Here is a 25,980-nt window from a genome sequence, read left to right as displayed (position 1 = left end):
CGCGGTGCGGGGCCACCGCACGGCCGACGGCGACGCCCGGCACGCGCTGCGCGAGCGGCTGCGCGCCACCACCCCCGGCGAACGGCTGCCCCTGCTGCTCGACCTCGTGCGCGGCCACGCCGCCGCCCGCCTCGCCCACCCGGCCCCGACGGCCGTACAGAGCGGGCGACGGGAATCGAACCCGCGTAGCTAGTTTGGAAGACTAGGGCTCTACCATTGAGCTACGCCCGCACATGGCGCGCCGCCGGTCCGGGGACCGCGGCACAGAAGGCATCGTAGCGGGTCGCCCCCCTCCGTCGCACACCCCGTTCCGCTCGCGCGGTTCGCCCGCGCGCCCGGGGGCGCCACCGCGGGCGCGCCTCCGCCCGCTGCCGCGCGCCGGAGCCGCCACGACGCTCCGGAAATGCGGCCGACGGGCCGCCCGGCGGCATGTACCCTACGTGTCGCACCAGACGGGGTGTGGCGCAGCTTGGTAGCGCGTCCGCTTTGGGAGCGGAAGGCCGTGGGTTCAAATCCCGCCACCCCGACCAGCCAGGATCAGTCACGGTCACCACGGGTGATCGCCTTTTGGGCCGTGTACCCGCTGCCGTTACTATGCAAGCTGCACGCCCGTGTGTCTCATCGTCTGAAGTCCTCCGGGCGGCGAAATCGGCCGGGCCGCTCTGGCTCAGGCAGAAACCAAGAAGTCAGCCACAAGGAGACCGAACCGTGAAGAGCGCCGTGGAGACCCTGAACCCGACTCGGGTTCGGCTCACTGTCGAGGTGCCCTTCGAGGAGCTCAAGGACAGCCTCGACGCGGCGTACAAGAAGATCAACCAGCAGGTCACGGTGAAGGGCTTCCGCAAGGGCAAGGTCCCGGCCCGGGTCATCGACCAGCGGTTCGGCCGCGGTGCGGTGCTGGAGGAGGCCGTCAACGACGCCCTCCCGAAGTTCTACACCGAGGCGGTCAACGAGGCCGAGCTGAGCCCGCTGGGCCAGCCCGAGGTCGACATCACGGAGCTGAAGGACGGCGAGACGCTGAACTTCACCGCCGAGGTCGACATCCGCCCGAGCATCGAGATCCCGGACTACTCCGGCATCGAGGTCGAGGTCGACGCCGTCGAGGTCACCGACGAGGACGTCGAGAAGTCGGTCGAGCAGCTCCGTGAGCGCTTCGCCTCCACCTCCCCGGTCGAGCGCGCCGCCCAGGACGGCGACGTCGTCACGATCGACCTTGAGGCCAAGGTCGACGGCGAGGTCCTGGAGGACGGCGTCGCCAGCGGCGTCTCCTACACCATCGGCTCCGGCGAGCTGCTGGACGGCATCGACGACGCCGTGAAGGGCCTGGAGGCCGGTGGCGAGGCCACCTTCACCTCCGAGCTCAAGGGCGGCTCGGCGGCCGGCAAGGAGGCCGAGGTCACCGTCAAGGTCACCCAGGTCGCCGCGCGCGAGCTGCCGGAGCTGGACGACGAGTTCGCGCAGCTCGCCTCCGAGTTCGACACCCTCGAGGAGCTGAAGGCCGACAGCCGCAAGCGCCTGGAGAACATGAAGCAGTACGACCAGGCCACGCAGGCCCAGGAGCGCGTCCTGGACAAGCTGCTGGAGCTCGTCGAGGTGCCCGTCCCCGAGAAGCTCCTCGAGGACGAGGTCAACACCCGCAAGCACAACCTGGAGCACCACCAGCTCGGCCAGATGGGCCTCGACCTCGCGAAGTACCTGGAGATCCAGGGCAAGACCGAGGAGGAGTTCGAGACCGAGACCCGCGAGGCCGCGATCAAGGGCATCAAGACCCAGTTCGTGCTCGACGAGCTCGTCAAGCGGGAGAACCTCAACGTCAACCAGGAGGAGCTCACCGAGCACCTCATGCGCCGTGCCGCCTCCTCCGGCATGTCCCCCGACCAGTTCGCCCAGGCGGTCGTCGAGGGCGGCCAGGTTCCGCTCCTGGTCGGCGAGGTCGCCCGCGGCAAGGCCCTGGCCGTCGTGGTCGAGGCCGCCACGGTGAAGGACACCAACGGCGAGATCATCGACCTGGACGACGAGGACGAGACGGAGGCCGAGCCCACCGAGGCCGCCGCCGAGCCCACCGAGGCCGCCGCCGAGGAGAAGCCCGAGGCCTGAGCCTTCGGCACACCCCCGACGCCGTACAGCCGGGCCCCGAGACGCGTGAGCCTCTCGGGGCCCGTGGCGTACGCGCTACGCCCCCGGCGAACACCCCCCGGTCCGGGACTCCCCGGAGGGACCAGCGCGTTAGGGTCCATGAATACCAGGCATGAATGTCAAGGGCAGTGGAGTCGCCGGACGGCTCCAGCCCCGCAGGGAAACGTGAGACGGCCCGGCGCCGTCGTAAGACGAGCAGGTGGATACGTGACGAATCTGATGCCCTCCGCCGCCGGCGAGCCTTCCATCGGTGGTGGCCTCGGCGACCAGGTCTACAACCGGCTGCTCAACGAGCGGATCATCTTCCTCGGCCAGCCGGTGGACGACGACATCGCGAACAAGATCACCGCACAGCTGCTGCTCCTTGCCGCCGACCCGGACAAGGACATCTACCTCTACATCAACAGCCCCGGCGGCTCGATCACGGCCGGTATGGCGATCTACGACACCATGCAGTTCATCAAGAACGACGTGGTGACCATCGCCATGGGCCTCGCCGCCTCGATGGGCCAGTTCCTGCTCAGCGCGGGCACCCCGGGCAAGCGCTTCGCCCTGCCGAACGCCGAGATCCTGATCCACCAGCCCTCCGCCGGCCTCGCCGGTTCGGCCTCGGACATCAAGATCCACGCCGAGCGGCTGCTGCACACCAAGAAGCGCATGGCCGAGCTCACGGCCCAGCACACGGGCCAGACCATCGAGCAGATCACCCGCGACTCGGACCGCGACCGCTGGTTCGACGCCTTCGAGGCCAAGGAGTACGGCCTCATCGACGACGTGATCCCCACGGCCGCCGGTATGCCGGGCGGCGGCGGCACCGGGGCCTGAGCCGACCCCGCGGGGCCCACCGGCCCCGTGGGGCGACGCACCGCCCCACGAGGCCCCGGGGACCCCACGAGGCCCGCCAGGCCCGCAGGCGGCGCTCACGGCCCGCCCGGCGGGCTCTCCCGGCGCCCCAGCCAGCCCCAGCCGACCGCCACAGCCCTTTTTCAGGAGAAACCGTGAACGACTTCCCCGGCAGCGGCATCTACGACCGCACCCGCGCCGAGTACACCGGCCCCTCGGCCGAGTCCCGCTACGTCATCCCGCGCTTCGTCGAGCGCACCTCCCAGGGCGTGCGCGAGTACGACCCGTACGCGAAGCTCTTCGAGGAGCGCGTGATCTTCCTCGGCGTCCAGATCGACGACGCCTCCGCCAACGACGTCATGGCGCAGCTGCTGTGCCTGGAGTCGATGGACCCCGACCGGGACATCTCGGTCTACATCAACAGCCCCGGCGGCTCCTTCACGGCGCTGACGGCGATCTACGACACGATGCAGTTCGTGAAGCCGGACGTCCAGACGGTCTGCATGGGCCAGGCCGCCTCGGCCGCCGCCATCCTGCTGGCCGCCGGTACGCCGGGCAAGCGCATGGCCCTGCCGAACGCGCGCGTGCTGATCCACCAGCCCTACAGCGAGACCGGTCGCGGTCAGGTCTCCGACCTGGAGATCGCCGCCAACGAGATCCTGCGGATGCGCTCGCAGCTGGAGGAGATGCTGGCCAAGCACTCCACCACGCCGATCGAGAAGATCCGCGAGGACATCGAGCGCGACAAGATCCTCACGGCCGAGGACGCGCTGCAGTACGGGCTGATCGACCAGATCATCTCCACGCGGAAGATGAACAACGCCGAGGTCCGCTGACGCGGAAGAGGTATTGTCGCTGCCCCTTGGCATGGTTCGGCACGGTCCACGTGGAAGTGAACCGTGCCAAGGGGGGCCCGAACGGGGGGCAAGGCAAGGTACCGTCGGACATAAGGCAGCACCAGGAGTTGCTGGACCGTGAACGTCCAGTCGGCTCCCAGGCGAAGGGGAAGCACACCGTGGCACGCATCGGTGACGGCGGCGATCTGCTCAAGTGCTCGTTCTGCGGCAAGAGCCAGAAGCAGGTCAAGAAGCTCATCGCAGGGCCCGGTGTGTACATCTGCGACGAGTGCATCGACCTCTGCAACGAGATCATCGAGGAGGAGCTCGCCGAGACCAGCGAGGTGCGCTGGGAGGAACTCCCCAAGCCCCGCGAGATCTACGAGTTCCTCGACGGGTACGTGGTGGGCCAGGAGGCCGCCAAGAAGTCCCTGTCGGTCGCGGTGTACAACCACTACAAGCGGGTCCAGGCCGGTGAGAACGGCGGGGCCCAAGGCCGCGACGACGCCATCGAGTTGGCGAAGTCCAACATCCTGCTGCTGGGCCCCACGGGCTCCGGCAAGACCCTCCTCGCGCAGACCCTCGCCCGCATGCTGAACGTCCCGTTCGCGATCGCGGACGCGACGGCGCTGACGGAGGCGGGCTACGTCGGCGAGGACGTCGAGAACATCCTGCTGAAGCTGATCCAGGCGGCGGACTACGACGTCAAGAAGGCCGAGACCGGGATCATCTACATCGACGAGATCGACAAGGTCGCCCGCAAGAGCGAGAACCCGTCGATCACCCGGGACGTGAGCGGCGAGGGCGTCCAGCAGGCCCTGCTGAAGATCCTTGAGGGCACCACGGCCTCGGTCCCGCCGCAGGGCGGTCGCAAGCACCCGCACCAGGAGTTCATCCAGATCGACACGACGAACGTGCTGTTCATCGTGGGCGGCGCCTTCGCGGGCCTGGAGAAGATCATCGAGGCGCGGGCCGGCGCGAAGGGCATCGGCTTCGGCGCGACGATCCGCTCCAAGCGGGAGCTGGAGTCCAAGGACCAGTTCGAGGAGGTCATGCCGGAGGACCTGGTCAAGTTCGGCATGATCCCCGAGTTCATCGGCCGCCTCCCCGTGATCACCTCCGTCCACAACCTGGACCGCGAGGCCCTCCTCCAGATCCTGGTGGAGCCGCGCAACGCGCTGGTGAAGCAGTACCAGCGCCTCTTCGAACTCGACGGTGTGGAGCTGGACTTCGAGCGCGAGGCGCTGGAGGCCATCGCCGACCAGGCCATCCTCCGCCAGACCGGCGCGCGCGGCCTGCGCGCCATCATGGAGGAGGTCCTGATGTCGGTGATGTACGAGGTCCCGTCCCGCAAGGACGTCGCCCGCGTCGTCGTCACGGCGGACGTGGTCCACTCCAACGTCAACCCGACCCTCATCCCGCGGGACGCCCGCGGCAGGGGGCCGGGGGAGCAGAAGACGGCGTAGCCGCCGACGGCACACGGCGAAGGGGCCCCGGTCGACCGGGGCCCCTTCGCCGTGTGCGGTGCGGCGTCAGGCCTTGACGCGGACCACCGGGCGGAGCTTGGTGGTGATGTCGATGGCCACGTCCTTGGTGACACCCTTCGTGGCGTCACCCGGCGAGACCATCGCGATGGTGCTGTAGTCGGCCCACGCGCAGAACCAGTCCGTCTTCATCTGCTTGGTCCGCTGGTCCTGGCCCTCGGCGGCCTGGCACTTCATGACGGCGCCGTCGATCTCGGCCTCTTCGGGCTCGCCCAGGACCTTGGCCTTGTTGGCGTCGGAGCCGTCCCCGGCCGACTTCTTGAACTCGGCGAAGAACCGGTCCAGCGCCGCTTCCGGGTCGGCGATCTCACCGTAGGCGCCGGCGATCGTGATGCCCTTCGCGGTCGCCATCTCGGCCGGGTCGGGCGCGGTGCTCGGGTCGCTCGGGTTGTAACCGCTCAGGTCCGCCGTCGAGTAGAGGCCGAGCACCGACTTGCCGTTCTTGACGCCGGACTTCTCCAGTTCCGCGGTCGAGTCGTCGCCGGCGCTCGCACCGTCCTTCGAGACGCGCTTGTAGTCGGCGAGGACCGTCGCCGGCGTCGACAGCTTGTGGGCGCCGTCGTCCTCCAGGCCGCCCGCGCCGCCGCCCCCGCCGATCACGAAGTACACGCCCACGCCGATCGCCGCCACGACCGCCACCGCGCCGATGATCAGGCCCGCCTTCTTGCCGCCGCCACCGCTCGCGGCCGGGGGCTGCGGCATCATGCCGTACGGCGCCTGGCCGTGCGGCGGCTGCTGGCCGTACGGGGGCTGCTGTCCGTAGGGCGGCTGCTGGGGCGGGACGCCCTGCTGCGGGTAGCCGTAGCCCGGCTGGGGCTGCTGCGGCTGCTGGGGGTAGCCATAGCCGGGCTGGGGCTGCTGCGGCTGCTGGCCGTAGGGGCCCTGTTGGCCGTACGGTCCGGGCTGCTGGGGCTGCCCGCCGTACGGGCCCGGCTGGTTGTAACTCATTTCTGGGTTCCCCTCCAGATGCTTGTGCGGTTCGAACATCCTGGCCTACACCCGGCGTGCGCAGGTCACCGGGGGCCGCACCGTTACAAACGAATCGCGTTTCGGGACTGGGTCGTGACACCTCTAAACTGACCCCCGTGACCGAGAACACTCAGCAGCCGCAGACAGCACCCACGACCGAACTGCCGACCCAGTACACGCCGGCCGAGGTAGAGGGGAAGCTGTACGAGCGCTGGGTGGACAAGGGTTACTTCGCCGCCGACGCCAAGAGCGACAAGCCGCCGTACACCATCGTCATCCCCCCGCCGAACGTCACCGGTTCGCTCCACCTGGGCCACGCCTTCCAGCACACGCTGATGGACGCCCTGACCCGCCGCAAGCGCATGCAGGGCTTCGAGGCCCTGTGGCTGCCCGGCATGGACCACGCCGGCATCGCCACCCAGAACAAGGTCGAGCAGCAGCTCGGCGAGGAGGGCAAGTCCCGCCACGACCTGGGCCGCGAGGAGTTCGTCGAGCGCGTGTGGCAGTGGAAGGAGGAGTACGGCGGGAAGATCCTCGGCCAGATGCGGCGCCTCGGCGACGGCGTCGACTGGTCCCGTGAGCGCTTCACGATGGACGAGGGGCTGTCCAAGGCCGTCCTCACCATCTTCAAGAAGCTCTACGAGGACGAGCTGATCTACCGCGCCGAGCGGATCATCAACTGGTGTCCCCGCTGCCTGACCGCGATCTCCGACATCGAGGTCGAGTACCAGGAGGACGACGGCGAGCTCGTCTCCATCACGTACGGCGAGGGCGACGAGACGCTCGTCGTCGCCACCACCCGCGCCGAGACCATGCTCGGTGACACCGCGGTCGCCGTCCACCCGGACGACGAGCGGTACCGGCACCTCGTCGGCAAGAAGATCAAGCTGCCGCTGACCGACCGGGCCATCCCGGTCGTCGCCGACAGCCACGTCGACCCCGAGTTCGGCACGGGCGCCGTCAAGGTCACCCCGGCCCACGACCCGAACGACTTCGCCATCGGCCAGCGCCACGGCCTGGAGTCGATCACGGTCATGGACGAGCGCGCCGTCATCACCGTGCACGGCCCGTTCCAGGGGCTCGACCGGTTCGAGGCGCGCGCCGCGATCGTCGGCGCCCTGCGCTCGCAGGGCCGGATCGTCGCCGAGAAGCGGCCGTACGTCCACAGCGTCGGCCACTGCTCCCGCTGCCGCACGACCGTCGAGCCGCGGCTGTCCATGCAGTGGTGGGTCAAGGTCGGCCCGCTCGCCAAGGCGGCCGGCGACGCCGTGCGCGACGGCCGGGTGAAGATCCACCCCGAGGACATGTCGAAGCGGTACTTCGACTGGGTCGACAACATGAACGACTGGTGCATCTCGCGCCAGCTGTGGTGGGGCCACCGCATCCCGATCTGGTACGGCCCCGAGGGCGAGATCGTCTGCGTCGGCCCGGACGAGGAGCCGCCGGCCGGCGAGGGCTGGCACCAGGACACCGACGTCCTCGACACCTGGTTCTCCTCCGGCCTGTGGCCGTTCTCCACGCTCGGCTGGCCCGAACAGACCGAGGACCTGCGGAAGTTCTACCCGACCGACGTCCTGGTCACGGGCCACGACATCATCTTCTTCTGGGTCGCCCGGATGATGATGTTCGGCCTGTACGCCATGGACGGCGAGGTGCCGTTCAGGACCATCGCCCTGACCGGCCTGGTCCGCGACGAGCGCGGCAAGAAGATGTCGAAGTCCTTCGGCAACGTCGTCGACCCGCTGGACTGGATGGACAAGTACGGCTCCGACGCCGTCCGCTTCACCCTGGCCAAGGGCGCCAACCCGGGCACCGACGTGCCGATCGGCGAGGACTGGGTCCAGGCCTCCCGCAACTTCGCCAACAAGATCTGGAACGCGACCCGCTTCGCCCTGATGAACGGCGCGACGGTCGAGGGCCCGCTGCCGGACGCCTCCGCGATGTCGGCCACGGACCGCTGGATCCTGTCCCGGCTGAACGAGACGGTCGCCGCCGTCGACGCGTTCTACGAGGACTTCCAGTTCGCGAAGCTGTCCGACGCGCTGTACCACTTCGCCTGGGACGAGGTCTTCGACTGGTACGTCGAGCTGTCCAAGACCACCTTCCAGGCGGGCGGCGAGGCGGCCGGGGTCTCCCAGCGGGTCCTCGGTGAGGTCCTCGACGTCACACTGCGGCTGCTGCACCCCATCGTCCCGTTCGTCACCGACGAGCTGTGGACGACGCTCACGGGCGGCGAGTCCGCGGTCGTCGCCGACTGGCCGAAGGACTCGGGCTTCCGGGACGCGGCCGCCGAGCGGGAGATCGCGACGCTCCAGCAGGTCATCACCGAGGTCCGGCGCTTCCGTGCCGACCAGGGCCTGCAGGCCGGTCAGCGAGTCCCGGCGCGACTGACGCTGGACGGCACGCCGCTCGCGCCGCACGAGCCCGCCATCCGGCAGCTGCTGCGCCTCCAGCCGGAGGGCGAGGGCTTCGCGGCGACGGCGACGCTGCCGGTGGCCGGGGCGGAGGTGGCGCTGGACCTGTCCGGCGCGATCGACGTGGCGGCGGAGCGCAAGCGGCTGGCGAAGGATCTCGCCGCGGCCGAGAAGGAGAAGGCGCAGGCGACGGCGAAGCTCGGCAACGAGGCGTTCCTCGCGAAGGCACCGGACCAGGTGGTCGAGAAGATCCGCGTCCGCCTCGCCAAGGCGGAGGAGGACATCACCCGCATCCAGTCCCAGCTGGAGCGCCTGCCGGGCGCGTGACCCAGGCGACGAGGAGGGCCCCGGAACCGTACGGCTTCCGGGGCCCTCCGGCGTCCCGCGACGCCGCGCGACGAGACGGCGCCGTGTCCCGCGGCGGCGCGTTCCGGGCGGTCGCATGCCCGCGGCCGGCGCGTGTCCCGCCCGCCGTAGACTGGCCCCGTGAGTGAGCTCCCCCCGCACGACGACAGTGAGCAGCCCGATTCCGCCGGGGCCTTCGACGAGATCATCGCCGCCGCGACCGAGCGCGACCCCGATCTCGCCGTGATCGAGGCCGGCAGCCGCACGCTGCGCACCCAGGGCGGTCAGCCCGAGGGCGACATCCCGGCGCGGCCGGCCGATCCCGAGGTCGACAAGGCGCTGCGCGAGGTCGAGGCGGAGCTGGCGACCCGCTGGGGCGAGACCAAGCTGGAGCCGTCCGTCGCCCGCATCGCCGCGCTGATGGACGTCCTGGGGGAGCCGCAGCGGTCGTACCCCTCCATCCACATCACCGGGACCAACGGCAAGACCTCCACGGCCCGCATGATCGAGGCGCTGCTCGGTGCCTTCGAGCTGCGCACCGGGCGGTACACCTCGCCGCACGTGCAGTCGATCACCGAGCGGATCAGCCTGGACGGGGCGCCGATCTCCGCCGAGCGGTTCATCGAGACGTACCAGGACATCAAGCCGTACGTCGAGATGGTCGACGGCCGGCAGGAGTACCGGCTGTCGTTCTTCGAGGTGCTGACCGGCATGGCGTACGCCGCCTTCGCCGACGCGCCCGTGGACGTGGCCGTGGTGGAAGTCGGCATGGGCGGCTCCTGGGACGCCACGAACGTGATCGACGCGGACGTCGCCGTCGTCACGCCCATCGACCTCGACCACACCGACCGGCTCGGTGAGACGCCCGGGGCGATCGCCACCGAGAAGGCCGGCATCGTCAAGCAGGGCGCCACGGTGGTCCTGGCGCAGCAGCCGGTCGACGCGGCGCAGGTGCTGCTGAAGAAGGCCGTGGAGGTCGACGCCACGGTGGCCCGTGAGGGGCTGGAGTTCGGCGTGGTCGCCCGGCAGGTCGCCGTCGGCGGGCAGTTGCTCACCCTGCGCGGTCTGGGCGGCGAGTACCCGGAGGTGTACCTCCCGCTGCACGGCGCGCACCAGGCGCACAACGCGGCCGTCGCCCTCGCCGCCGTGGAGGCGTTCTTCGGGGTCGGCGCCCAGCGTGCCGAGCCGATCGCCATCGACACCGTGCGCAAGGCGTTCGCGGCCGTGGCCTCGCCGGGCCGACTGGAGGTCGTCCGGCGCTCGCCGACCGTGGTGCTGGACGCCGCGCACAATCCGGCGGGGGCGCGGGCCGCGGCCGAGGCGATCGGCGAGGCCTTCCAGTTCAGTCATCTGGTCGGGGTCGTCGGCGCGAGCGACGACAAGAACGTACGAGGGCTGCTGGAGGCCTTCGAGCCGGTGTTCGCCGAGGTCGTCGTCACGCAGAACTCCAGTCACCGCGCGATGGACGCCGACGAACTGGCCGCCGTGGCCGTGGAGGTGTTCGGCGAGGACCGCGTGCAGGTCGAGCCGCGGCTGCCGGACGCGCTGGAGGCCGCGATCACGCTGGCCGAGGAAGAGGGCGAGTTCGCCGGCGGCGGCGTTCTCGTGACCGGCTCCGTCATCACAGTCGGCGAGGCCCGGCTGCTCCTGGGGAAGGGCTGACAATCCCGTGCGTACGCTGTGTTCCACGACGCTGATCAGCGAGTTCTTCGTCATCGGCTTCGCCGGTCTGGTCGCCATGAAGGACCCCGACCTGGCCACGTCGACGGTGTGGACGGTCTGCGGCATCGCGATGTTCTTCAGCCTGGTGCTGTGCGGTCTGGTGACCCGGCCGGGCGGCGTCGCCCTCGGCTGGGCCCTGCAGATCGCGCTGATCGCGGCCGGCGTCGCGGTTCCGCTGATGTACTTCCTGGGCGTGGTGTTCGCCGGGCTGTGGTGGGCGTCGGTGCACTTCGGGCGGAAGGTCGACGAGGCGAAGGCCCGGTTCGCGGCGCAGGACGCGGAGAACGGCTCCGCACAGGCTGACGCTGTGTAACAGAGGCCCGGACACGCCCGGTAACCTCATCACCCCGCACAACCTTTGATCCGAAGGAGCCCGCCCGTGAGCCAGCGCACCCTCGTCCTCCTCAAGCCCGACGCCGTCCGTCGCGGCCTGACCGGCGAGATCATCAGCCGTATCGAGCGCAAGGCCGGCTGGCGTATCACGGCGCTGGAACTGCGCACCCTGGACCAGGACACGCTGGAGCAGCACTACGGCGAGCACAAGGGCAAGCCGTTCTACGAGCCGCTGGTGGAGTTCATGTCGTCCGGTCCGGTCGTCGCGATGATCGTCGAGGGCGAGCGGGTCGTCGAGGGCGTCCGCGCCCTGGCCGGTCCCACCGACCCGATCGCGGCGGCGCCCGGCTCCATCCGCGGTGACTACGGCGTCATCGTCCGGGAGAACCTGATCCACGCCTCCGACTCCGAGGAGTCCGCCGAGCGCGAGGTGAAGATCTTCTTCCCGGGCCGCGCCTGACACACCCGGCACCACGCGACACCCCAACAACTGACGCCTTGTCAGCAGGACGGCGTGTCTGACCTGGGGCGGCCGTGAAAAGCGGGCCGCCTCCCGGCATATGCGCGCCGATCGGGGGAACGAGTGCCCCCGATGGCCCGTCTCCACAAGCGGGGCGGCAGGTCATCTGCTGACAATGGCGAAGACCCTCGCGCAGTGTTCGTGCAGGCGCGTCTACCATGGAAGCCTTCACGTCACAGCACCCACTTCGCCGACCTGAAAAGCCCTCAAAAGCTTGTGGGAAGGCCAGACGAATCCTGATGGGGAACTCAATGTCGTTCATCGGCCGTGACATGGCTGTCGACCTCGGGACCGCCAACACGCTGGTGTACGTCAGGGGTCGCGGGATCGTACTCAACGAGCCGTCCGTCGTCGCGATCAACACCAACACCGGTGGCATCCTCGCGGTCGGCGCCGAAGCGAAGAAGATGATCGGGCGCACGCCCGGCAACATCGTTGCCGTACGTCCGCTGAAGGACGGCGTGATCGCCGACTTCGAGATCACCGAGCGGATGCTCCGCTACTTCATCCTGAAGATCCACAAGCGGCGGTATCTGGCTCGTCCGCGGGTCGTCGTCTGTGTGCCGTCCGGCATCACGGGCGTCGAGCGCCGCGCCGTCATCGAGGCGTCGTCCCAGGCCGGCGCCCGCCAGGTGCACATCATCGAGGAGCCCATGGCCGCGGCCATCGGCTCCGGCCTGCCGGTCCACGAGGCCACGGGCAACATGGTGGTGGACATCGGCGGCGGCACGACGGAGGTCGCGGTCATCTCCCTCGGCGGCATCGTCACCGCCCAGTCCATCCGCGTCGCGGGCGACGAACTGGACAACGCGATCATCCAGCACATCAAGAAGGAGTACTCCCTTCTGCTGGGCGAGCGGACGGCCGAACAGATCAAGATCACGATCGGTTCGGCGTACGAACTCGACTCCGACGAGCACACCGAAATCCGCGGCCGGGATCTGGTCTCCGGGCTGCCGAAGACCGTCGTCGTCTCCGCCGCCGAGGTCCGCAAGGCGATGGAGGAACCGGTCAACGCCATCGTCGACGCCGTCAAGACGACCCTGGACAAGTGCCCGCCGGAGCTGTCCGGCGACATCATGGACCGCGGAATCGTTCTGACCGGCGGCGGCGCCCTGCTGCGCGGCCTGGACGAGCGGCTGCGCCGGGAGACCGGCATGCCGATCCACATCGCCGAGGACCCGCTCGACAGCGTGGCCCTCGGGTCCGGCAAGTGCGTCGAGGAGTTCGAGGCGCTGCAGCAGGTGCTGGACTCCCAGCCCCGCAGATGACCAACTCTTCGATTCCGCCGTACGGGACGTTCTTCTCTCGTGCGGCGGATCGTTGATATAGAGACATAGGCTCCCCAAAAGGAGTCTGCCCCAGCACATTTGCATACTCCGCACATTCCGACGAGGAAGGCACGGCCGCCGCACGTGAGGGACACACGAGAGAGCCGGCTGCTCCTGGTGCTGCTGATCGCCATCGCGTTCGCACTGATCACGGTGGACATCCGCGGCGGGGAGGATTCACCGGTCGACGGTGCCCGGCAGGCCGCGGCCACCGTCTTCGGTCCGATCGAGAACGGGGTGTCGGCCGCGGTCGACCCGGTCGGCAACGCGGTCTCCGCGGTCCGGGACTCCGGCGAGCGGCACGACCGGATCGCCCAGCTGGAGAAGGAGAACGCGGCCCTCAAGGCGACGCTCGGCAGCGACGACCGCAACCGCAGCCGCCTCAAGCAGCTCGAAAGCCTCCTGAAGACGGCCGGCAAGGGCCAGTACGGCATCAAGGGCGCCCAGGTCATCGCGATAGGAGCGGCCCAGGGCTTCTCCTGGACCATCACCATCGACGTCGGCGCCAACGACGGGGTCAAGCGGGACATGACCGTCCTCAACGGCGACGGCCTGGTCGGCCGCGTGACCACCGTCGGCCCCGACACCGCCACCGTCCTCCTCGCCACCGACCCCGACTTCACCGTCGGCACCCGCATGGAGAACGGCGACGAACTCGGCTTCGCCTCCGGGCAGGGCGACCGCCCGCTGCGCGTCGAACTCCTCAACGGCAAGGCCGAGGTGAAGAAGGGCGACCGCCTCGTCACCTTCGGCTCCCAGGCCGACCGGCCCTTCGTGCCCGGCGTGCCCGTCGGCGTCGTCTCCCGCGTCGACCCCTCCGGCGGCGACCTCACCCGCACGCTCTACGTCACGCCGTTCGCCGCCTTCACCAAGCTCGACATCGTCGGCGTCGTCGTCCAGGCCCCCGAGAAGGACCCGCGCGACACCGTGCTCCCGGCCAAGCCCAAGCCGACCCCGACGCCCACCGTGACGGTGACGGTCACCCCGTCCGCCCAGGCCCCCGCCGACGGCGAAGTCCCGCAAGAGCAGTAGGAGCTGTCCCATGCGCGTCAACCGGATCCTGCTGTCCTCGTCACTCGTCGTCGTCGCCCTGGTGATCCAGGTGAGCGTCCTCGCCCGCCTCCACCTGCCCGGCGCCGTCCCCGACCTGATGCTGCTCACCGTCCTCGGCCTCGCCCTGGTCTACGGACACGTCGGCGGCGCACTCGTCGGCTTCGGCGCCGGACTGCTCGCCGACCTCGCCCCGCCCGCCGACCACGCCGCCGGGCGCTACGCCCTCGTGCTGTGCGTCATCGGCTACCTCGCGGGCCTCGTCAAGCCGGACAACGGCCGCCTGCGGTCCGCGACCGCCCCCATGGTCGTCGTGGTCGCCGCCGCCATCGGCTCCACCCTGCTGTACGCCGGGGTCGGCGCCCTCGTCGGCGACACCGCCGCCCGCCACGTCGGCCTGGGCGGCCTGCTGTTCACGGCCGTCCTCTACGACCTGCTGCTCGCCCCGTTCGTCGTCCCCGGCATCATGGCGCTCGCCCGCCGCGCCGAGAACGACCCGCTCGCCGACACCGGTTCCGCCGCCAAGGCCACCGACATCTCCTCCGGCTGGCTCTCCTCCGGCACCGGACTGCGCATCGGCAGCCAGCGCGGCGGCGGCCTCGGCGGCGCCCTGAAGGTGAAGGCGGCCCGCGCCCGGGTGGCCCGCGCCGGACGCATCAAGGGGGTCAAGCGGCTGTGACCGCAGCGTCGTCCACGACTCGTACTCGCACCGAGAGGGGGAGGCAGCCCAGGTGAGCAACATCCCCGAAACCGGCCGGACTCCACGCGTCCAGATCCGGCTCGTCGTCATCCAGATCCTCGTCCTCTCCCTGCTCGGCACCCTCGGCGGCCGGCTGTGGTACCTCCAGATCCGCGAGGGCGCCGAATACGCCAAGGAAGCCTCCGGCAACCACGTCCAGCAGGTCGTCCAGCCCGCCGTGCGCGGCTCCATCCTGGACGCCCGGGGCGTGCCCCTCGCCGACAACGAGACCCGGCTCGTCGTGTCCGCCTCCCGCACCGACCTGCTGAAGATGAAGGACGACGGCGACGCCGTCCTCACCAAGCTGGCCGGCGTCCTCGGCATGACCCCCAAGGAGGTCAAGGAGAAGGTCCGGCTGTGCGACGCGAAGACGCCCCAGCCCTGCTGGAACGGCTCGCCCTACCAGCCGATCCCCATCACCGACGAGGCCACCCCCAAGCAGGCCCTGCAGATCCGCGAACGCGCCGAGGACTTCCCCGGCATCTCCGCCGAACCCCAGGCCGTGCGCCGCTACCCGAGCCCCGGCAAGGCCAACACCGCCCAGGTCCTCGGCTACCTCTCGCCCGTCACCGACGAGGAGATCCAGCAGGCCCAGAACACCGACTCGCCCTACCTGCGCTCCGACCAGGTCGGCCGGTCCGGCCTGGAACGGCAGTACGACAAGCAGCTGCGCGGCAAGGCCGGCGTCACCCGCTACGAGGTCGACAACCTCGGCCGCGTCATCGGCAAGGCCGAGTCCGACCCGGCCCAGGCCGGCGACACCCTCGTCACCAGCCTCGACGCGCGCGTGCAGCGCGTCGCCGAGTACGAGCTGAACGAGGCGATGAAGGCCGCCCGCAAGGAGCACGACCGCAACACCAACCGCAACTACGAGGCCGACTCCGGCGCCGTCGTCGTGATGGAGGCCAAGACCGGCCGCGTCGTCGCCATGGCGTCCAACCCGACGTACGACCCGAACGCCTGGGTCGGCGGCATCTCCGCCAAGGACTACACGCGGCTCACCGGCAAGGACTCCAACTACCCGCTGCTGAACCGCGCGATCCAGGGCCAGTCGGCGCCGGGCTCCATCTTCAAGGTGATCCCGACGGCCGCCGCGGTCAACGCCGGCTACTCCTTCAACGGCCCGTACGAGTGCTCCAGCAGCTACTCCATCGGCGGGCAGGTCTTCAAGAACTTCGAGTCCAAGGGCTACGGCGCCATCAGCCTCGGCCGCGCCCTGGAGGTCTCCTGCGACACCGTCTTCTACCGCCTCTCCCACGAGGAGTGGAAGCGCGACGGCGGCACCAAGCCGAAGAAGAACCGCGGCGACTGGTTCTACAAGACCGCCCACCAGTTCGGCCTTGGCAAGGAGACCGGCATCGACCTGCCCAACGAGGTCACCGGCCGCGTCCCCGACCGCCAGTGGAAGCTGGACTACTGGAAGGCCAACAAGGACGCCTGGTGCCGGACCGGCAAGAAGAACGGCAGCTACGCCGAGAAGATCGCCTACGAGAACTGCCTCGAAGGCAACCGCCTGCGCGCCGGTGACTCCGTCAACTACTCCATCGGCCAGGGCGACACCCTCGTCACCCCCATCCAGATGGCCACCATCTACGGCGCCATCTCCAACGGCGGCACCCTCTACCACCCCACCGTCGGCAAGGCCGTCGTCAGCGCCGACGGCCGCACCGTGACCGAGATCGAGCCCCGCCCGGGCGCCAGGCTGCCGATGACGAAGCAGACCCGCGACCGGATACACGACGCCCTCGCGGGAGTCGCCACCCGCGGTACGGCCGCCTGGCGGTTCGGCGGCTGGCCGCAGGACAAGATCCCGATGCACGCCAAGACGGGTACCGCCGAGGTCTACGGCAAGCAGACGACCTCCTGGTTCGCCACGTACACCAAGGACTACACGGTCGTCATGACGATCTCCCAGGGCGGTACCGGCTCCGGCGCCTCGGGCCCCGCCGTCCGCAACATCTACAACGCGCTGTACGGCGTCTCCGAGGACGGCGACATCGACCCGAAGAAGGCCCTGCTGCCCACCCCGCAGAAGGGCCTGCCGAAGGTCAGGACGGACGGCACCATCGCCTCCCCGAAGATCCCCGCCGACCCCGCGGCACGCCCCAAGGAGGAGAAGGCCGGGGAGGGCGGCACCACCACCCCCGACGGACAGCAGCAGCCCGCCGGAACCGCCCCGCCGCAGACCGGCGACAACCAGAACACCCGCCGCCGCCCGCGCAGGCGCGGCCGGGCCAAGGGAAGCCGGAGGGCCCGCACATGACCGGCGCCAACAGCTTCCAGGTCTCCGGCTACGGCCCCGAGCGCGCGGGCTGGACACGCCTGTTCGCCCGTGACTCGGCGGCGCGGCGGCTCGACTGGCCGCTGCTCCTCGCGGCCGTCACGCTCTCCGTGATCGGCTCGGTCCTGGTCTTCTCCGCGACCCGCAACCGCACCGACATCAACCAGGGCGACCCGTACTACTTCCTGGTCCGGCACGTCATGAACTCCGGCATCGGACTCGCCATGATGGTCGGCATCATCTGGCTCGGCCACCGCACGCTGCGCACGGCCGTGCCGATCCTGTACGGCGCCTCCGTGTTCCTGATCCTGCTGGTGCTCACGCCGCTCGGCTCGACCGTCAACGGCGCGCACTCCTGGATCGTCCTCGGCGGTGGCTTCTCGCTCCAGCCGTCGGAGTTCGTGAAGCTCACCATCATCCTCGGCATGGCGATGCTGCTCGCGGCCCGCGTCGACGCGGGCGACCGGCAGCATCCCGACCACCGCACCGTGCTGCAGGCGCTGGCCCTGGCCGCCGTGCCGATGCTCATCGTGATGCTCATGCCGGACCTCGGCTCGGTCATGGTGATGGTCATCATCGTGCTCGGCGTGCTGCTGGCGTCCGGCGCGTCCAACCGCTGGGTGTTCGGGCTGATCGGCGCCGGCACCGCCGGCGCGCTGGCCGTCTGGCAGCTCGGCATCCTCGACGACTACCAGATCAACCGGTTCGCCGCGTTCGCCAACCCCGACCTCGACCCGGCGGGCGTCGGCTACAACACCAACCAGGCCCGCATCGCCATCGGCTCCGGCGGACTCACCGGCTCCGGCCTCTTCAAGGGCTCCCAGACCACCGGCCAGTTCGTCCCCGAGCAGCAGACGGACTTCGTCTTCACGGTGGCGGGGGAGGAACTGGGCTTCCTGGGCGGCGGATTCATAATCCTCCTGCTCGGCATCGTCCTGTGGCGCGCCTGCCGCATCGCCCGCGAGACGAGCGACCTGTACGGCACGATCGTCGCCGCCGGGATCGTCGCCTGGTTCGCCTTCCAGACCTTCGAGAACATCGGCATGACGCTCGGCATCATGCCGGTCACCGGCCTGCCGCTGCCGTTCGTGTCGTACGGCGGTTCCTCGATGTTCGCGGTGTGGATGGCGGTGGGGCTGTTGCAGTCGATCAGAGTGCAACGGCCGATGTCGGCCTGAGCGAAAACGGGCGGCGCGGCGGCGCGGCGGGACGGGTGAAACGGGCGGCGCGGGCGGTGCAGGACCGGCTTCGGGCGGCCCCACTGCCGCAGCGCCGCCCGCGCGACTAGATTCGGTTCATGGCGGACACCAAGCGCGAGATCGAGCGCAAGTACGAGTCCGACGGCAGCGGTCTGCCCGACCTCACCGCGGTCGCCGGCGTCGCGGCCGTCGTCGACAAGGGCGTCGCCCACCTCGACGCCACCTACTACGACACCGCCGACCAGCGCCTCGCCGCCTCCGCCATCACCCTGCGCCGCCGCACCGGCGGTTCCGACGCCGGCTGGCACCTGAAGTTCCCCGTCGCACCCGGCATCCGCGACGAGATGCGCGCCCCGCTGTCCGACACCGTGCCCCGCGCCCTCGCGGGGCTCGTCCGCTCCCGCGTCCGCGGCACCGACCTGCGGCCCCTGGTCCGGCTGCGCTCCGACCGCGACGTACGCCATCTCCTCGACGCCGACGGCCGACTGCTCGCCGAGGTCAGCGTCGACGCCGTACACGCCGAGCGGCTCACCGGCGACGGCGGCGCCGTCCGGTGGACCGAGATCGAGGTCGAGCTCGCCGACGGCGGTGATCCCGCGTTCCTCGACAAGGTGGACAAGCGCCTCCGCAAGGCCGGCGTCCGGCCGTCGGCGTCCGCCTCCAAGCTGGCCCGCGCCCTGGCGGAGACCGCACCGGGCCCGGCCCGCCCCGGGAGCCCGGCCGGGCCGCCCGTCACCGCGGGCGACCACGTCCTGGCGTACGTACGCGCCCAGCGCGACGCCCTGGTCGAGCTCGACCCCGCCGTCCGGCGCGACCTGCCCGACGCCGTGCACCGCATGCGCGTCGCCACCCGCCGGCTGCGCAGCGCCTTCCGCTCCTACGGCAAGATCCTCGACCGCGACGTCACCGACCCGATCGGCGCGGAACTCAAGTGGCTCGCCGGCGAACTCGGCGCCGACCGCGACCGGGAAGTCCTCACCGGCCGCCTGACCGCCGCCCTGGACGAACTGCCCCGGGACCTCGTCACCGGCCCCGTCCGCACCCGCCTGCGCACCTGGGCGCACGCCCGGCGCAGCGGCTCCCGGCGCCGGCTCGTCGCCGTACTGGACAGCGGGCGCCACCTGGACCTGCTCGACGCGCTCGACGCCCTGATCGCCGCGCCCCCGCTGCTCAAGGCGGCCGGCGGGAAGCCCGCGAAGGTGATCGCCAAGGCCGTCCGCAAGGACTTCGGCGCGCTCGCCGCACGCGTGGAGCGGGCCATGGACCTGCCACCCGGCGACGACCGCGACCGCGCGCTGCACGACGCCCGCAAGCGGGCCAAGCGGACCCGCTACGCGGCGGAGGCGGCCAGAGCACTCCTCGGTGAGCCCGCCGCCGACCTGGTGCGGTCCATGAAGTCGCTGCAGGGGCTGCTCGGCGACCACCAGGACAGCGTGATGGCCCGCGCCGCCCTGCGCGACCTCGCGCGCCAGGCCCACGAGGCGGGCGAGAACGCGTTCACGTACGGCGTCCTGCACGGCCGTGAGCAGCGCCGGGCGGAGCTGGCGGAGGCGGCGCTGCCCGAGGTGTGGAAGACGATCTCCCGGGACATGGCGGTGTGACGCCGCGGGCCGGGAAGGGGGACCGGCCCGCACGTACGGGGGACCTCTCGGGCCGGGTTAGTCTGGATGGTCACCCGTCCCCAGCCTCCGGCCGGGGGACCCCAGTCACCACACGAAGGTTCCGTGAGATGCCTGCCGAAGCCGCCGAGTCTGTGAAGTCAGTGTTTCCGCAGCTCGAAGCTCTGCTCCCGCATGTGCAGAAGCCGATCCAGTACGTCGGCGGAGAGCTCAACTCCACGGTCAAGGACTGGGACTCCTGCGACGTCCGCTGGGCACTGATGTACCCCGACGCGTACGAGGTCGGCCTGCCCAACCAGGGCGTCATGATCCTCTACGAGGTGCTGAACGAGCAGGAGGGCGTCCTCGCCGAGCGCACCTACAGCGTCTGGCCGGACCTGGAGGAGCTGATGCGCGAGCACGCGGTTCCGCAGTTCACGGTCGACAGCCACCGCCCGGTGAAGGCCTTCGACGTGTTCGGCCTCTCCTTCTCCACGGAGCTCGGCTACACCAACATGCTGGCCGCCCTGGACCTCGCGGGCATCCCGCTGGAGGCCGGGGACCGCGGCATCGACGACCCGATCGTGGTGGCCGGCGGACACGCGGCGTTCAACCCCGAGCCCATCGCCGACTTCCTCGACTGCGCCGTGATCGGCGACGGCGAGCAGGCGGTGCTGGAGATCACGGCGATCGTCCGCGCCTGGAAGGCCGAGGGCCGCCCCGGCGGCCGCGAGGAGCTCCTCCTCCGCCTGGCGAAGACCGGCGGGGTGTACGTGCCGGGCTTCTACGACGTCGAGTACCTCCCGGACGGCCGCATCGCCCGCGTCGTCCCGAACCGCTCCGGCGTGCCGTGGCGCGTCTCCAAGCACACGGTCATGGACCTCGACGAGTGGCCCTACCCCAAGCAGCCCCTGGTCCCGCTCGCCGAGACCGTCCACGAGCGCATGTCGGTCGAGATCTTCCGCGGCTGCACCCGCGGCTGCCGCTTCTGCCAGGCCGGCATGATCACCCGCCCGGTCCGTGAGCGTTCCATCACGGGCATCGGCGACATGGTCGAGAAGGGCCTGAAGGCGACGGGCTTCGAGGAGGTCGGCCTGCTGTCCCTGTCCTCGGCGGACCACAGCGAGATCGGCGACATCGCCAAGGGCCTCGCGGACCGGTACCAGGAGGACAAGATCGGCCTCTCGCTGCCGTCCACCCGCGTCGACGCCTTCAACATCGACCTGGCCAACGAGCTGACCCGCAACGGCCGCCGCTCCGGTCTCACCTTCGCCCCGGAGGGCGGCTCGGAACGCATCCGCAAGGTCATCAACAAGATGGTCTCGGAGGACGACCTCATCCGCACGGTCGCCACCGCCTACGGCAACGGCTGGCGCCAGGTGAAGCTGTACTTCATGTGCGGCCTGCCCACGGAGACCGACGACGACGTCCTCCAGATCGCCGACATGGCGACCCGCGTCATCCAGAAGGGCCGCGAGGTCTCCGGCTCGAACGACATCCGCTGCACGGTGTCGATCGGCGGCTTCGTCCCCAAGCCCCACACCCCGTTCCAGTGGGCGCCGCAGCTGAGCGCCGAGGAGACGGACGCCCGTCTCACCAAGCTCCGCGACAAGATCCGCGGCGACAAGAAGTACGGCCGTTCCATCGGCTTCCGCTACCACGACGGCAAGCCCGGCATCGTCGAGGGCCTGCTGTCCCGCGGCGACCGCCGCATCGGCGCGGTCATCCGCGCGGTCTACGACGACGGCGGCCGCTTCGACGGCTGGCGCGAGCACTTCTCCTACGACCGCTGGATGAGGTGCGCGGCGAAGGCCCTGGCCCCCTACGGCGTGGACGTCGACTGGTACACCACCCGCGAGCGCACCTACGAGGAGGTCCTGCCCTGGGACCACCTCGACTCGGGCCTGGACAAGGACTGGCTCTGGGAGGACTGGCAGGACGCCCTCGACGAGACGGAGGTCGAGGACTGCCGCTGGACGCCGTGCTTCGACTGCGGGGTGTGTCCTCAGATGGACACCCACATCCAGATCGGCCCCACGGGCAAGAAGCTGCTGCCGCTGACGGTGAAGAAGCCCGCGGCCACCGGCCACACGCACTGAACGGCCACGCGCGCGCTGCAGGCCGCTCGCGGTGAACTCGCGCTGAAACGACCGCACAACGAGACGAGGCCCCTCCTTCGGGAGGGGCCTTCGTCGCCTCGTGGAGCCGGTGCGCGCCGCGTACGCCGGGCGGTCAGCGCGGCTCCTTGCCGCCCGGCTTCGCGGGCGTCGCGGGGTGCTCCGCGGAACGCTGCCGGTGGCGCGGCACGGCGCGCCGGGGCGGCCGGGTGAGGGTGATCTGGCGGACGAGTTGCTGGAAGCACGTCAGGGCGGCGACGCCCGGCAGCGCGGCGGCGGCCGTGCCGGCGATGGTCCGGGGTGCCTGGGCGACGCAGAGCAGCACCGCGACGGAGGAGAACAGCAGGACGACGAACCAGGAGTGGACGGCGCGGCGCTGGTGCAGCGCGGCCCGCAGGACGGACAGGGACCCGGCCAGCCAGGGCCCGTACACCAGCACCGGCCACCAGGCGGCCGAACTGCCGGTGTTCTGGGCCGTGGTGACGAGGAGCAGCGGCTCGTAGGTGACCACGCCGCTGAAGACGCTGACCATGGATACGGTGACGGCGGCCAGGGCCGCGATGACGTAGCTGGCGACTCGCACGGCGTCCGGGCGTTTTCTCACGGTGAGTTTCCGATGGCCCCGCCGGGCCGCGCGCACCGGCGGCAGCTCCGCCGTGATGTCCTGCAGGTTCCGCATGGGGCTGCCCACCGGGGGAGCGGTGACCGGCGCCTCCTCGCGAGGGCGCGGCACGGCGGCGCCGTACTCCTCGTTGTGGGCCTCCTGGAGCAGGTAGGCCAGCTCCTCGGCGGGGTCCCAGGGCGGCAGCGTCGGGTCCATCGGTTCCGTGTACACGCCGGTGGCCCGGTGTCTGCCGGTGCCGGTCTCGGCGTAGGAATCCGACAGGTCGGCGCTGTACCAGAGATGGTCGAAGCGTTCGTCGTTCATGCCGGTTCGGACTCCAACTGATGAACTGTGGGACAGGAATCCGGGCGGAGCGGTTCGGCGGCTTGTAAATGGGCAGGAACGCTGTTTTTGCTGAGGGTGGCGCCAGTCGGCCCAGGTGGGCTTGCCTTCGTCATATCCCCACTAACGTCGACTCTTTCACTTGGATGCGCGGCGATCGGGTGAACAGTCGCATGGGAAATTTCTTTTGAAAAGAGGTTCCGTCTTTTATTCTCTCACTCCGGAATTCATTTTTTCGACTGGCGTTCAGCATATGAGGCGCACGGCCTGCCGGAGGATTTCCCGCGTGCGGGATCCGGAGGGGGCGTGGATGCGTCTAGGCCGGTATGGATCAGGGGAAGCCGGGGCCGCCCGGGGGTGAGGGGTGTCTCGTCGTGGCGATCCGCGTGCCCGTGCGGATCGTGGTGCTCGTGCTGGTCGTGCCGGTGCGGATGGCGTGGGACGGGCTGGTCGTCGGCGGGCGGTTCCTGAACGGCGCGGTGTTCCGGCCCGTGGGGCGGGCGCTGCTGTGGCTGGGGCGGGCGCTGTTCGTGTGGCCGTTCGTCGCGCTGTGGCGGTATGCGGTCGTGCCGCTCGGGCAGGCGCTCGCCTGGCTCGCCAGGGTGCTGCTCGTCGTGCCGGCGGTGTGGCTCCACCGTCGCCTCCTGGCGCCGCTGGGGCGCGGGGTCGGGTGGCTGCTGCGGGGTGCCGGGGCCGTGCTCGCCGTGATCGGGGCCGGGTTGTACGGCGCCCTGGCCCGGCTCGTGCGGTACCTCGTCGTCGTGCCCGCCGGGTGGCTGTACACGTGGGTGCTCGCGCCCGTCGGCCGTGCGGTCGCGTGGTGTGCCGGTGGACTGATGTGGCTGCTGGGGCGCGTCGTCACCGGTGCCGGGTGCTGCCTGTACTGGGTCACCCGGGTGCTGTTCGTGCTGCCCGCGCTCGCCCTGTGGCGCTGGGTCCTCACCCCCGTCGGACGCCTCCTCGCCCTGGTCGGGCGGGAGATCCGGGGCGCGCTCGGGCATGCCTGGCGGATCGCGGGGCGGATCTCGCTCGCCGTCGGGCGGTTCTTCGCCGTCCTCTTCCGGTGGGCCCTCGTCGAGCCGGTGCGTCGGGTGTACCGCACGGTCCTCACTCCGCTCGGTCACGCCGTGCGGGACGCGGTCCTGCGGCCAGCGGCAGCGGCGGCGCGCCGGGTGGGACGGGCCGCCCGGCAGGCTTTCGCCGCGGCCCGCGACTCCGCGCGGCAGGCCCGCGCCGACCTGCGCCGCGCGCTTTTCGGGACGCCCCGGCAGGTTCGGCCGACGGACCGGCGGGAACCCCACGGGCACGGGACACGTACTCTTGGTAGCAGTACGACCGCTCTCACGAAGGACTGAACGACACTGGGCAAGCGACAGCCCGAAGGCCCGCCGCCCGCACCCGCGGTGCAGCGCATCCGACTGCGCTACACCAAGCGCGGCCGCCTCCGGTTCACCAGCCACCGTGACTTCCAGCGCGCCTTCGAGCGTGCGCTGCGCCGCGCCGAGGTGCCGATGGCGTACTCGGCGGGGTTCACGCCGCATCCGAAGGTGTCGTACGCCAATGCCGCACCCACCGGCACGGGCAGTGAGGCGGAGTACCTGGAGATCGCGCTCACCGAGCCGCGTGATCCGGAGAAGCTGCGCGTACTCCTCGACGAGTCGTTGCCCGCCGGGCTCGACGTCATCGAGGCGGTCGAGGCCCGGAGTTCCGGACTCGCCGACCGGCTGACGGCCTCCGTCTGGGAGCTGCGGCTGGACGGCGTGGACCCGGCCGACGCCGGCCGCGCGGTCGAGGCGTTCAACGGCGCCGAGACCGTCGAGGTGCAGCGCCTGACCAAGAACGGCGTGCGCACCTTCGACGCCAGGTCCGCGGTCGCGAGCCTGGAGAGCGTGGAAACGCACAGTTCACTGGCTGATAGGACGAGTGACCGGCCCTGTGCGATACTGCGGCTGGTTGTTCGGCACGTGACGCCTGCCGTACGACCCGACGACGTCCTGTCCGGTCTCCGCGCCGTGGCCGACCTGGCGCCGCCGGTCCCCGCAGCGGTGACCAGGCTGGCGCAGGGGCTGTTCGATGAAGAGACCGGCACGGTGACCGACCCGCTCGCGCCCGACCGCGAGGCAGCTGCGACCGAGCCCCACGAGGCCGCCGCCACTGCCACCGCGACGGCGCCGACGCCGGAAGGTTCCGCGTAGGGACGGACGTCGAAAGCGCCGCCCTCGAACTCGGGAGCCACCTGGGTCGGGCAGCGCACCGACCAGAAGACTTTCGCCAGGCCGTACGCATTCGGCGTACGGAACCGGCGAGACAGGACACAGAGAGCTCCCGAGCGGCGCCCGCGCCCCGGACGGCGGCACACGCGCATCGCGCGAGCCGCGGACGTCACCGGCACCGCCGGACCAGGCGCGGCGCCCGGGAGCCTGACGGGAGAAACGCCCGCATGCTCGAGCCGACCGAACCCACTGAGGGTTCCGAACCCAACAACACCCCCAGCGACACCCTGCCGCCGCGTCGTCGGCGCCGTGCCGCGTCCCGCCCGGCGGGCCCGCCCGCCGCCGCCACCGGCACCCCGGTGGAGACCGTCACGCCGGCCATACCGGTCGCCGACCTCGCCGCGAGCGCCGATGCCGCGCCGGACGGGGAGAACCCGGCCGTCGAGGAAGAGACGGCGGCGGTCGCGGAGACCGCCGCGGAGACTCCCGGCGCCGCCGCCGCATCGACCCCGGCAGCCGAAGCCGCCGAGGCCGCGCCCGGCGGTCGTACGCGTCGCCGCGCGGTGCGCCGCGCCTCCGCGCCTGCCGGGTCCCCGGACGCGGCCGGGGCGGCCGAGACCGTCGTACCGGCGGCGTGCGCCGCGCCCGCCGTCGAGGAGAGCGCGCCCGCCACGCAGGCCGCGCAGAGCGCCGACACGAGCGCCGACAAGACCACTGACAGCGCCGAGAAGAGCGAGGAGACCGCCGAGGAGGCGGCTCCGCGTCGTACCCGGCGCCGTGCCTCGCGCCGGGTGTCCGCGCCCGCCGGGGCGCCCGAGAGCTCGGAGGCGCCGGTGTCCGCTGG

At 70.8% G+C, this 25,980-nt stretch carries 20 protein-coding genes, 2 tRNA genes and 1 pseudogene; 20 read left to right on the top strand and 3 right to left on the bottom strand.

From position 1 onward, the window contains the following. Nucleotides 1-193, top strand: a 193-nt coding sequence (locus QC282_RS30790; RefSeq protein ID WP_279552879.1) for a hypothetical protein, incomplete at its 5' end; no start/stop codon positions are given. Here the strand turns inward: QC282_RS30790 and QC282_RS30785 are convergent. Continuing rightward, a tRNA-Gly gene (locus QC282_RS30785) sits at nt 161-231 on the bottom strand. The genes QC282_RS30790 and QC282_RS30785 overlap by 33 nt on opposite strands. A gap of 222 nt (nt 232-453) precedes the next feature. Between QC282_RS30785 and QC282_RS30780 the strand changes: the two genes are divergently transcribed. From QC282_RS30780 to clpX, 5 genes are all read left to right on the top strand, one after another. Further along, nucleotides 454-530 (top strand) — tRNA-Pro (locus tag QC282_RS30780). 178 nt (nt 531-708) lie between these two features. Then, nucleotides 709-2,097, top strand: a complete 1,389-nt coding sequence (gene tig, locus QC282_RS30775; RefSeq protein ID WP_279552878.1) for a trigger factor — start codon at nt 709-711, stop codon at nt 2,095-2,097. A 258-nt stretch (nt 2,098-2,355) separates the two neighbouring features. Further along, nucleotides 2,356-2,961, top strand: coding sequence for an ATP-dependent Clp protease proteolytic subunit (locus tag QC282_RS30770; protein WP_279552881.1), 606 nt, complete (start codon nt 2,356-2,358; stop codon nt 2,959-2,961). A gap of 173 nt (nt 2,962-3,134) precedes the next feature. Next, nucleotides 3,135-3,815 (top strand): ATP-dependent Clp protease proteolytic subunit, encoded by a 681-nt coding sequence (locus tag QC282_RS30765; RefSeq protein ID WP_279552877.1) that lies wholly within the window; start codon nt 3,135-3,137, stop codon nt 3,813-3,815. A 179-nt stretch (nt 3,816-3,994) separates the two neighbouring features. Next, on the top strand, nt 3,995-5,281 hold the full coding sequence (gene clpX / locus QC282_RS30760) for an ATP-dependent Clp protease ATP-binding subunit ClpX (RefSeq protein WP_279552876.1): 1,287 nt from the start codon (nt 3,995-3,997) through the stop codon (nt 5,279-5,281). A gap of 66 nt (nt 5,282-5,347) precedes the next feature. Here clpX and QC282_RS30755 read toward each other — a convergent pair whose 3' ends face one another. Further along, the gene (locus tag QC282_RS30755; protein ID WP_279552875.1) at nt 5,348-6,307 is read right to left on the bottom strand and encodes a hypothetical protein; all 960 of its coding nucleotides are present in this window, start codon (nt 6,305-6,307) and stop codon (nt 5,348-5,350) included. Nucleotides 6,308-6,444: 137 nt separating this feature from the next. Between QC282_RS30755 and QC282_RS30750 the strand changes: the two genes are divergently transcribed. The 11 genes from QC282_RS30750 to QC282_RS30700 all read left to right on the top strand — a co-directional run bounded on the left by QC282_RS30750 (nt 6,445) and on the right by QC282_RS30700 (nt 21,959). Beyond that, the gene (locus tag QC282_RS30750) at nt 6,445-9,069 is read left to right on the top strand and encodes a valine--tRNA ligase (protein ID WP_279552874.1); all 2,625 of its coding nucleotides are present in this window, start codon (nt 6,445-6,447) and stop codon (nt 9,067-9,069) included. A 159-nt stretch (nt 9,070-9,228) separates the two neighbouring features. Further along, nucleotides 9,229-10,749 (top strand): bifunctional folylpolyglutamate synthase/dihydrofolate synthase, encoded by a 1,521-nt coding sequence (locus tag QC282_RS30745; protein WP_279552873.1) that lies wholly within the window; start codon nt 9,229-9,231, stop codon nt 10,747-10,749. A gap of 7 nt (nt 10,750-10,756) precedes the next feature. Further along, nucleotides 10,757-11,122 carry a DUF4233 domain-containing protein gene (locus QC282_RS30740; protein ID WP_279552872.1) on the top strand — a complete coding sequence of 122 codons (366 nt, stop codon included), beginning with the start codon at nt 10,757-10,759 and terminating at the stop codon, nt 11,120-11,122. 66 nt (nt 11,123-11,188) lie between these two features. Continuing rightward, a complete protein-coding gene (gene ndk / locus QC282_RS30735) occupies nt 11,189-11,602 on the top strand; it encodes a nucleoside-diphosphate kinase (protein WP_279552871.1) in 414 nt (137 codons plus the stop codon). A 311-nt stretch (nt 11,603-11,913) separates the two neighbouring features. Next, complete coding sequence (locus QC282_RS30730; protein WP_279552880.1) at nt 11,914-12,933, top strand: rod shape-determining protein; 1,020 nt, start codon at nt 11,914-11,916, stop codon at nt 12,931-12,933. 144 nt (nt 12,934-13,077) lie between these two features. After that, nucleotides 13,078-14,025, top strand: a complete 948-nt coding sequence (gene mreC, locus QC282_RS30725) for a rod shape-determining protein MreC (RefSeq protein WP_279552870.1) — start codon at nt 13,078-13,080, stop codon at nt 14,023-14,025. A 10-nt stretch (nt 14,026-14,035) separates the two neighbouring features. Then, nucleotides 14,036-14,722 (top strand): rod shape-determining protein MreD, encoded by a 687-nt coding sequence (gene mreD / locus QC282_RS30720; protein WP_279552869.1) that lies wholly within the window; start codon nt 14,036-14,038, stop codon nt 14,720-14,722. A 52-nt stretch (nt 14,723-14,774) separates the two neighbouring features. After that, nucleotides 14,775-17,045, top strand: coding sequence for a penicillin-binding protein 2 (mrdA, locus tag QC282_RS30715; protein ID WP_279552868.1), 2,271 nt, complete (start codon nt 14,775-14,777; stop codon nt 17,043-17,045). After that, nucleotides 17,042-18,241 carry a rod shape-determining protein RodA gene (rodA, locus tag QC282_RS30710; RefSeq protein ID WP_279552867.1) on the top strand — a complete coding sequence of 400 codons (1,200 nt, stop codon included), beginning with the start codon at nt 17,042-17,044 and terminating at the stop codon, nt 18,239-18,241. Before mrdA ends, rodA begins: the two co-directional genes overlap by 4 nt. A 119-nt stretch (nt 18,242-18,360) precedes the next feature. Then, entirely contained in the window at nt 18,361-19,863 is a 1,503-nt protein-coding gene (locus QC282_RS30705; RefSeq protein ID WP_279552866.1) for a CYTH and CHAD domain-containing protein, read from the top strand. A gap of 128 nt (nt 19,864-19,991) precedes the next feature. Further along, a complete protein-coding gene (locus tag QC282_RS30700) occupies nt 19,992-21,959 on the top strand; it encodes a TIGR03960 family B12-binding radical SAM protein (RefSeq protein ID WP_279552865.1) in 1,968 nt (655 codons plus the stop codon). Nucleotides 21,960-22,092: 133 nt separating this feature from the next. Here the strand turns inward: QC282_RS30700 and QC282_RS30695 are convergent, their stop codons facing one another. Continuing rightward, on the bottom strand, nt 22,093-22,905 hold the full coding sequence (locus tag QC282_RS30695; RefSeq protein ID WP_279552864.1) for a hypothetical protein: 813 nt from the start codon (nt 22,903-22,905) through the stop codon (nt 22,093-22,095). Nucleotides 22,906-23,249: 344 nt separating this feature from the next. Between QC282_RS30695 and QC282_RS30690 the strand changes: the two genes are divergently transcribed. The 3 genes and pseudogenes from QC282_RS30690 to QC282_RS30680 form a co-directional block, all read left to right on the top strand. After that, nucleotides 23,250-24,278 (top strand): hypothetical protein, encoded by a 1,029-nt coding sequence (locus QC282_RS30690; protein ID WP_279552863.1) that lies wholly within the window; start codon nt 23,250-23,252, stop codon nt 24,276-24,278. A 48-nt stretch (nt 24,279-24,326) separates the two neighbouring features. Next, entirely contained in the window at nt 24,327-25,118 is a 792-nt protein-coding gene (locus tag QC282_RS30685; protein WP_279552862.1) for a TIGR03936 family radical SAM-associated protein, read from the top strand. A 245-nt stretch (nt 25,119-25,363) separates the two neighbouring features. Further along, a pseudogene (locus QC282_RS30680) lies at nt 25,364-25,980 on the top strand (ribonuclease E/G); the annotation flags it as partial.

This window comes from Streptomyces sp. DH24 (assembly GCF_029813775.1).
Classification (GTDB): Bacteria; Actinomycetota; Actinomycetes; order Streptomycetales; family Streptomycetaceae; genus Streptomyces.
This window is presented reverse-complemented; position numbering and strand designations above follow the sequence as displayed.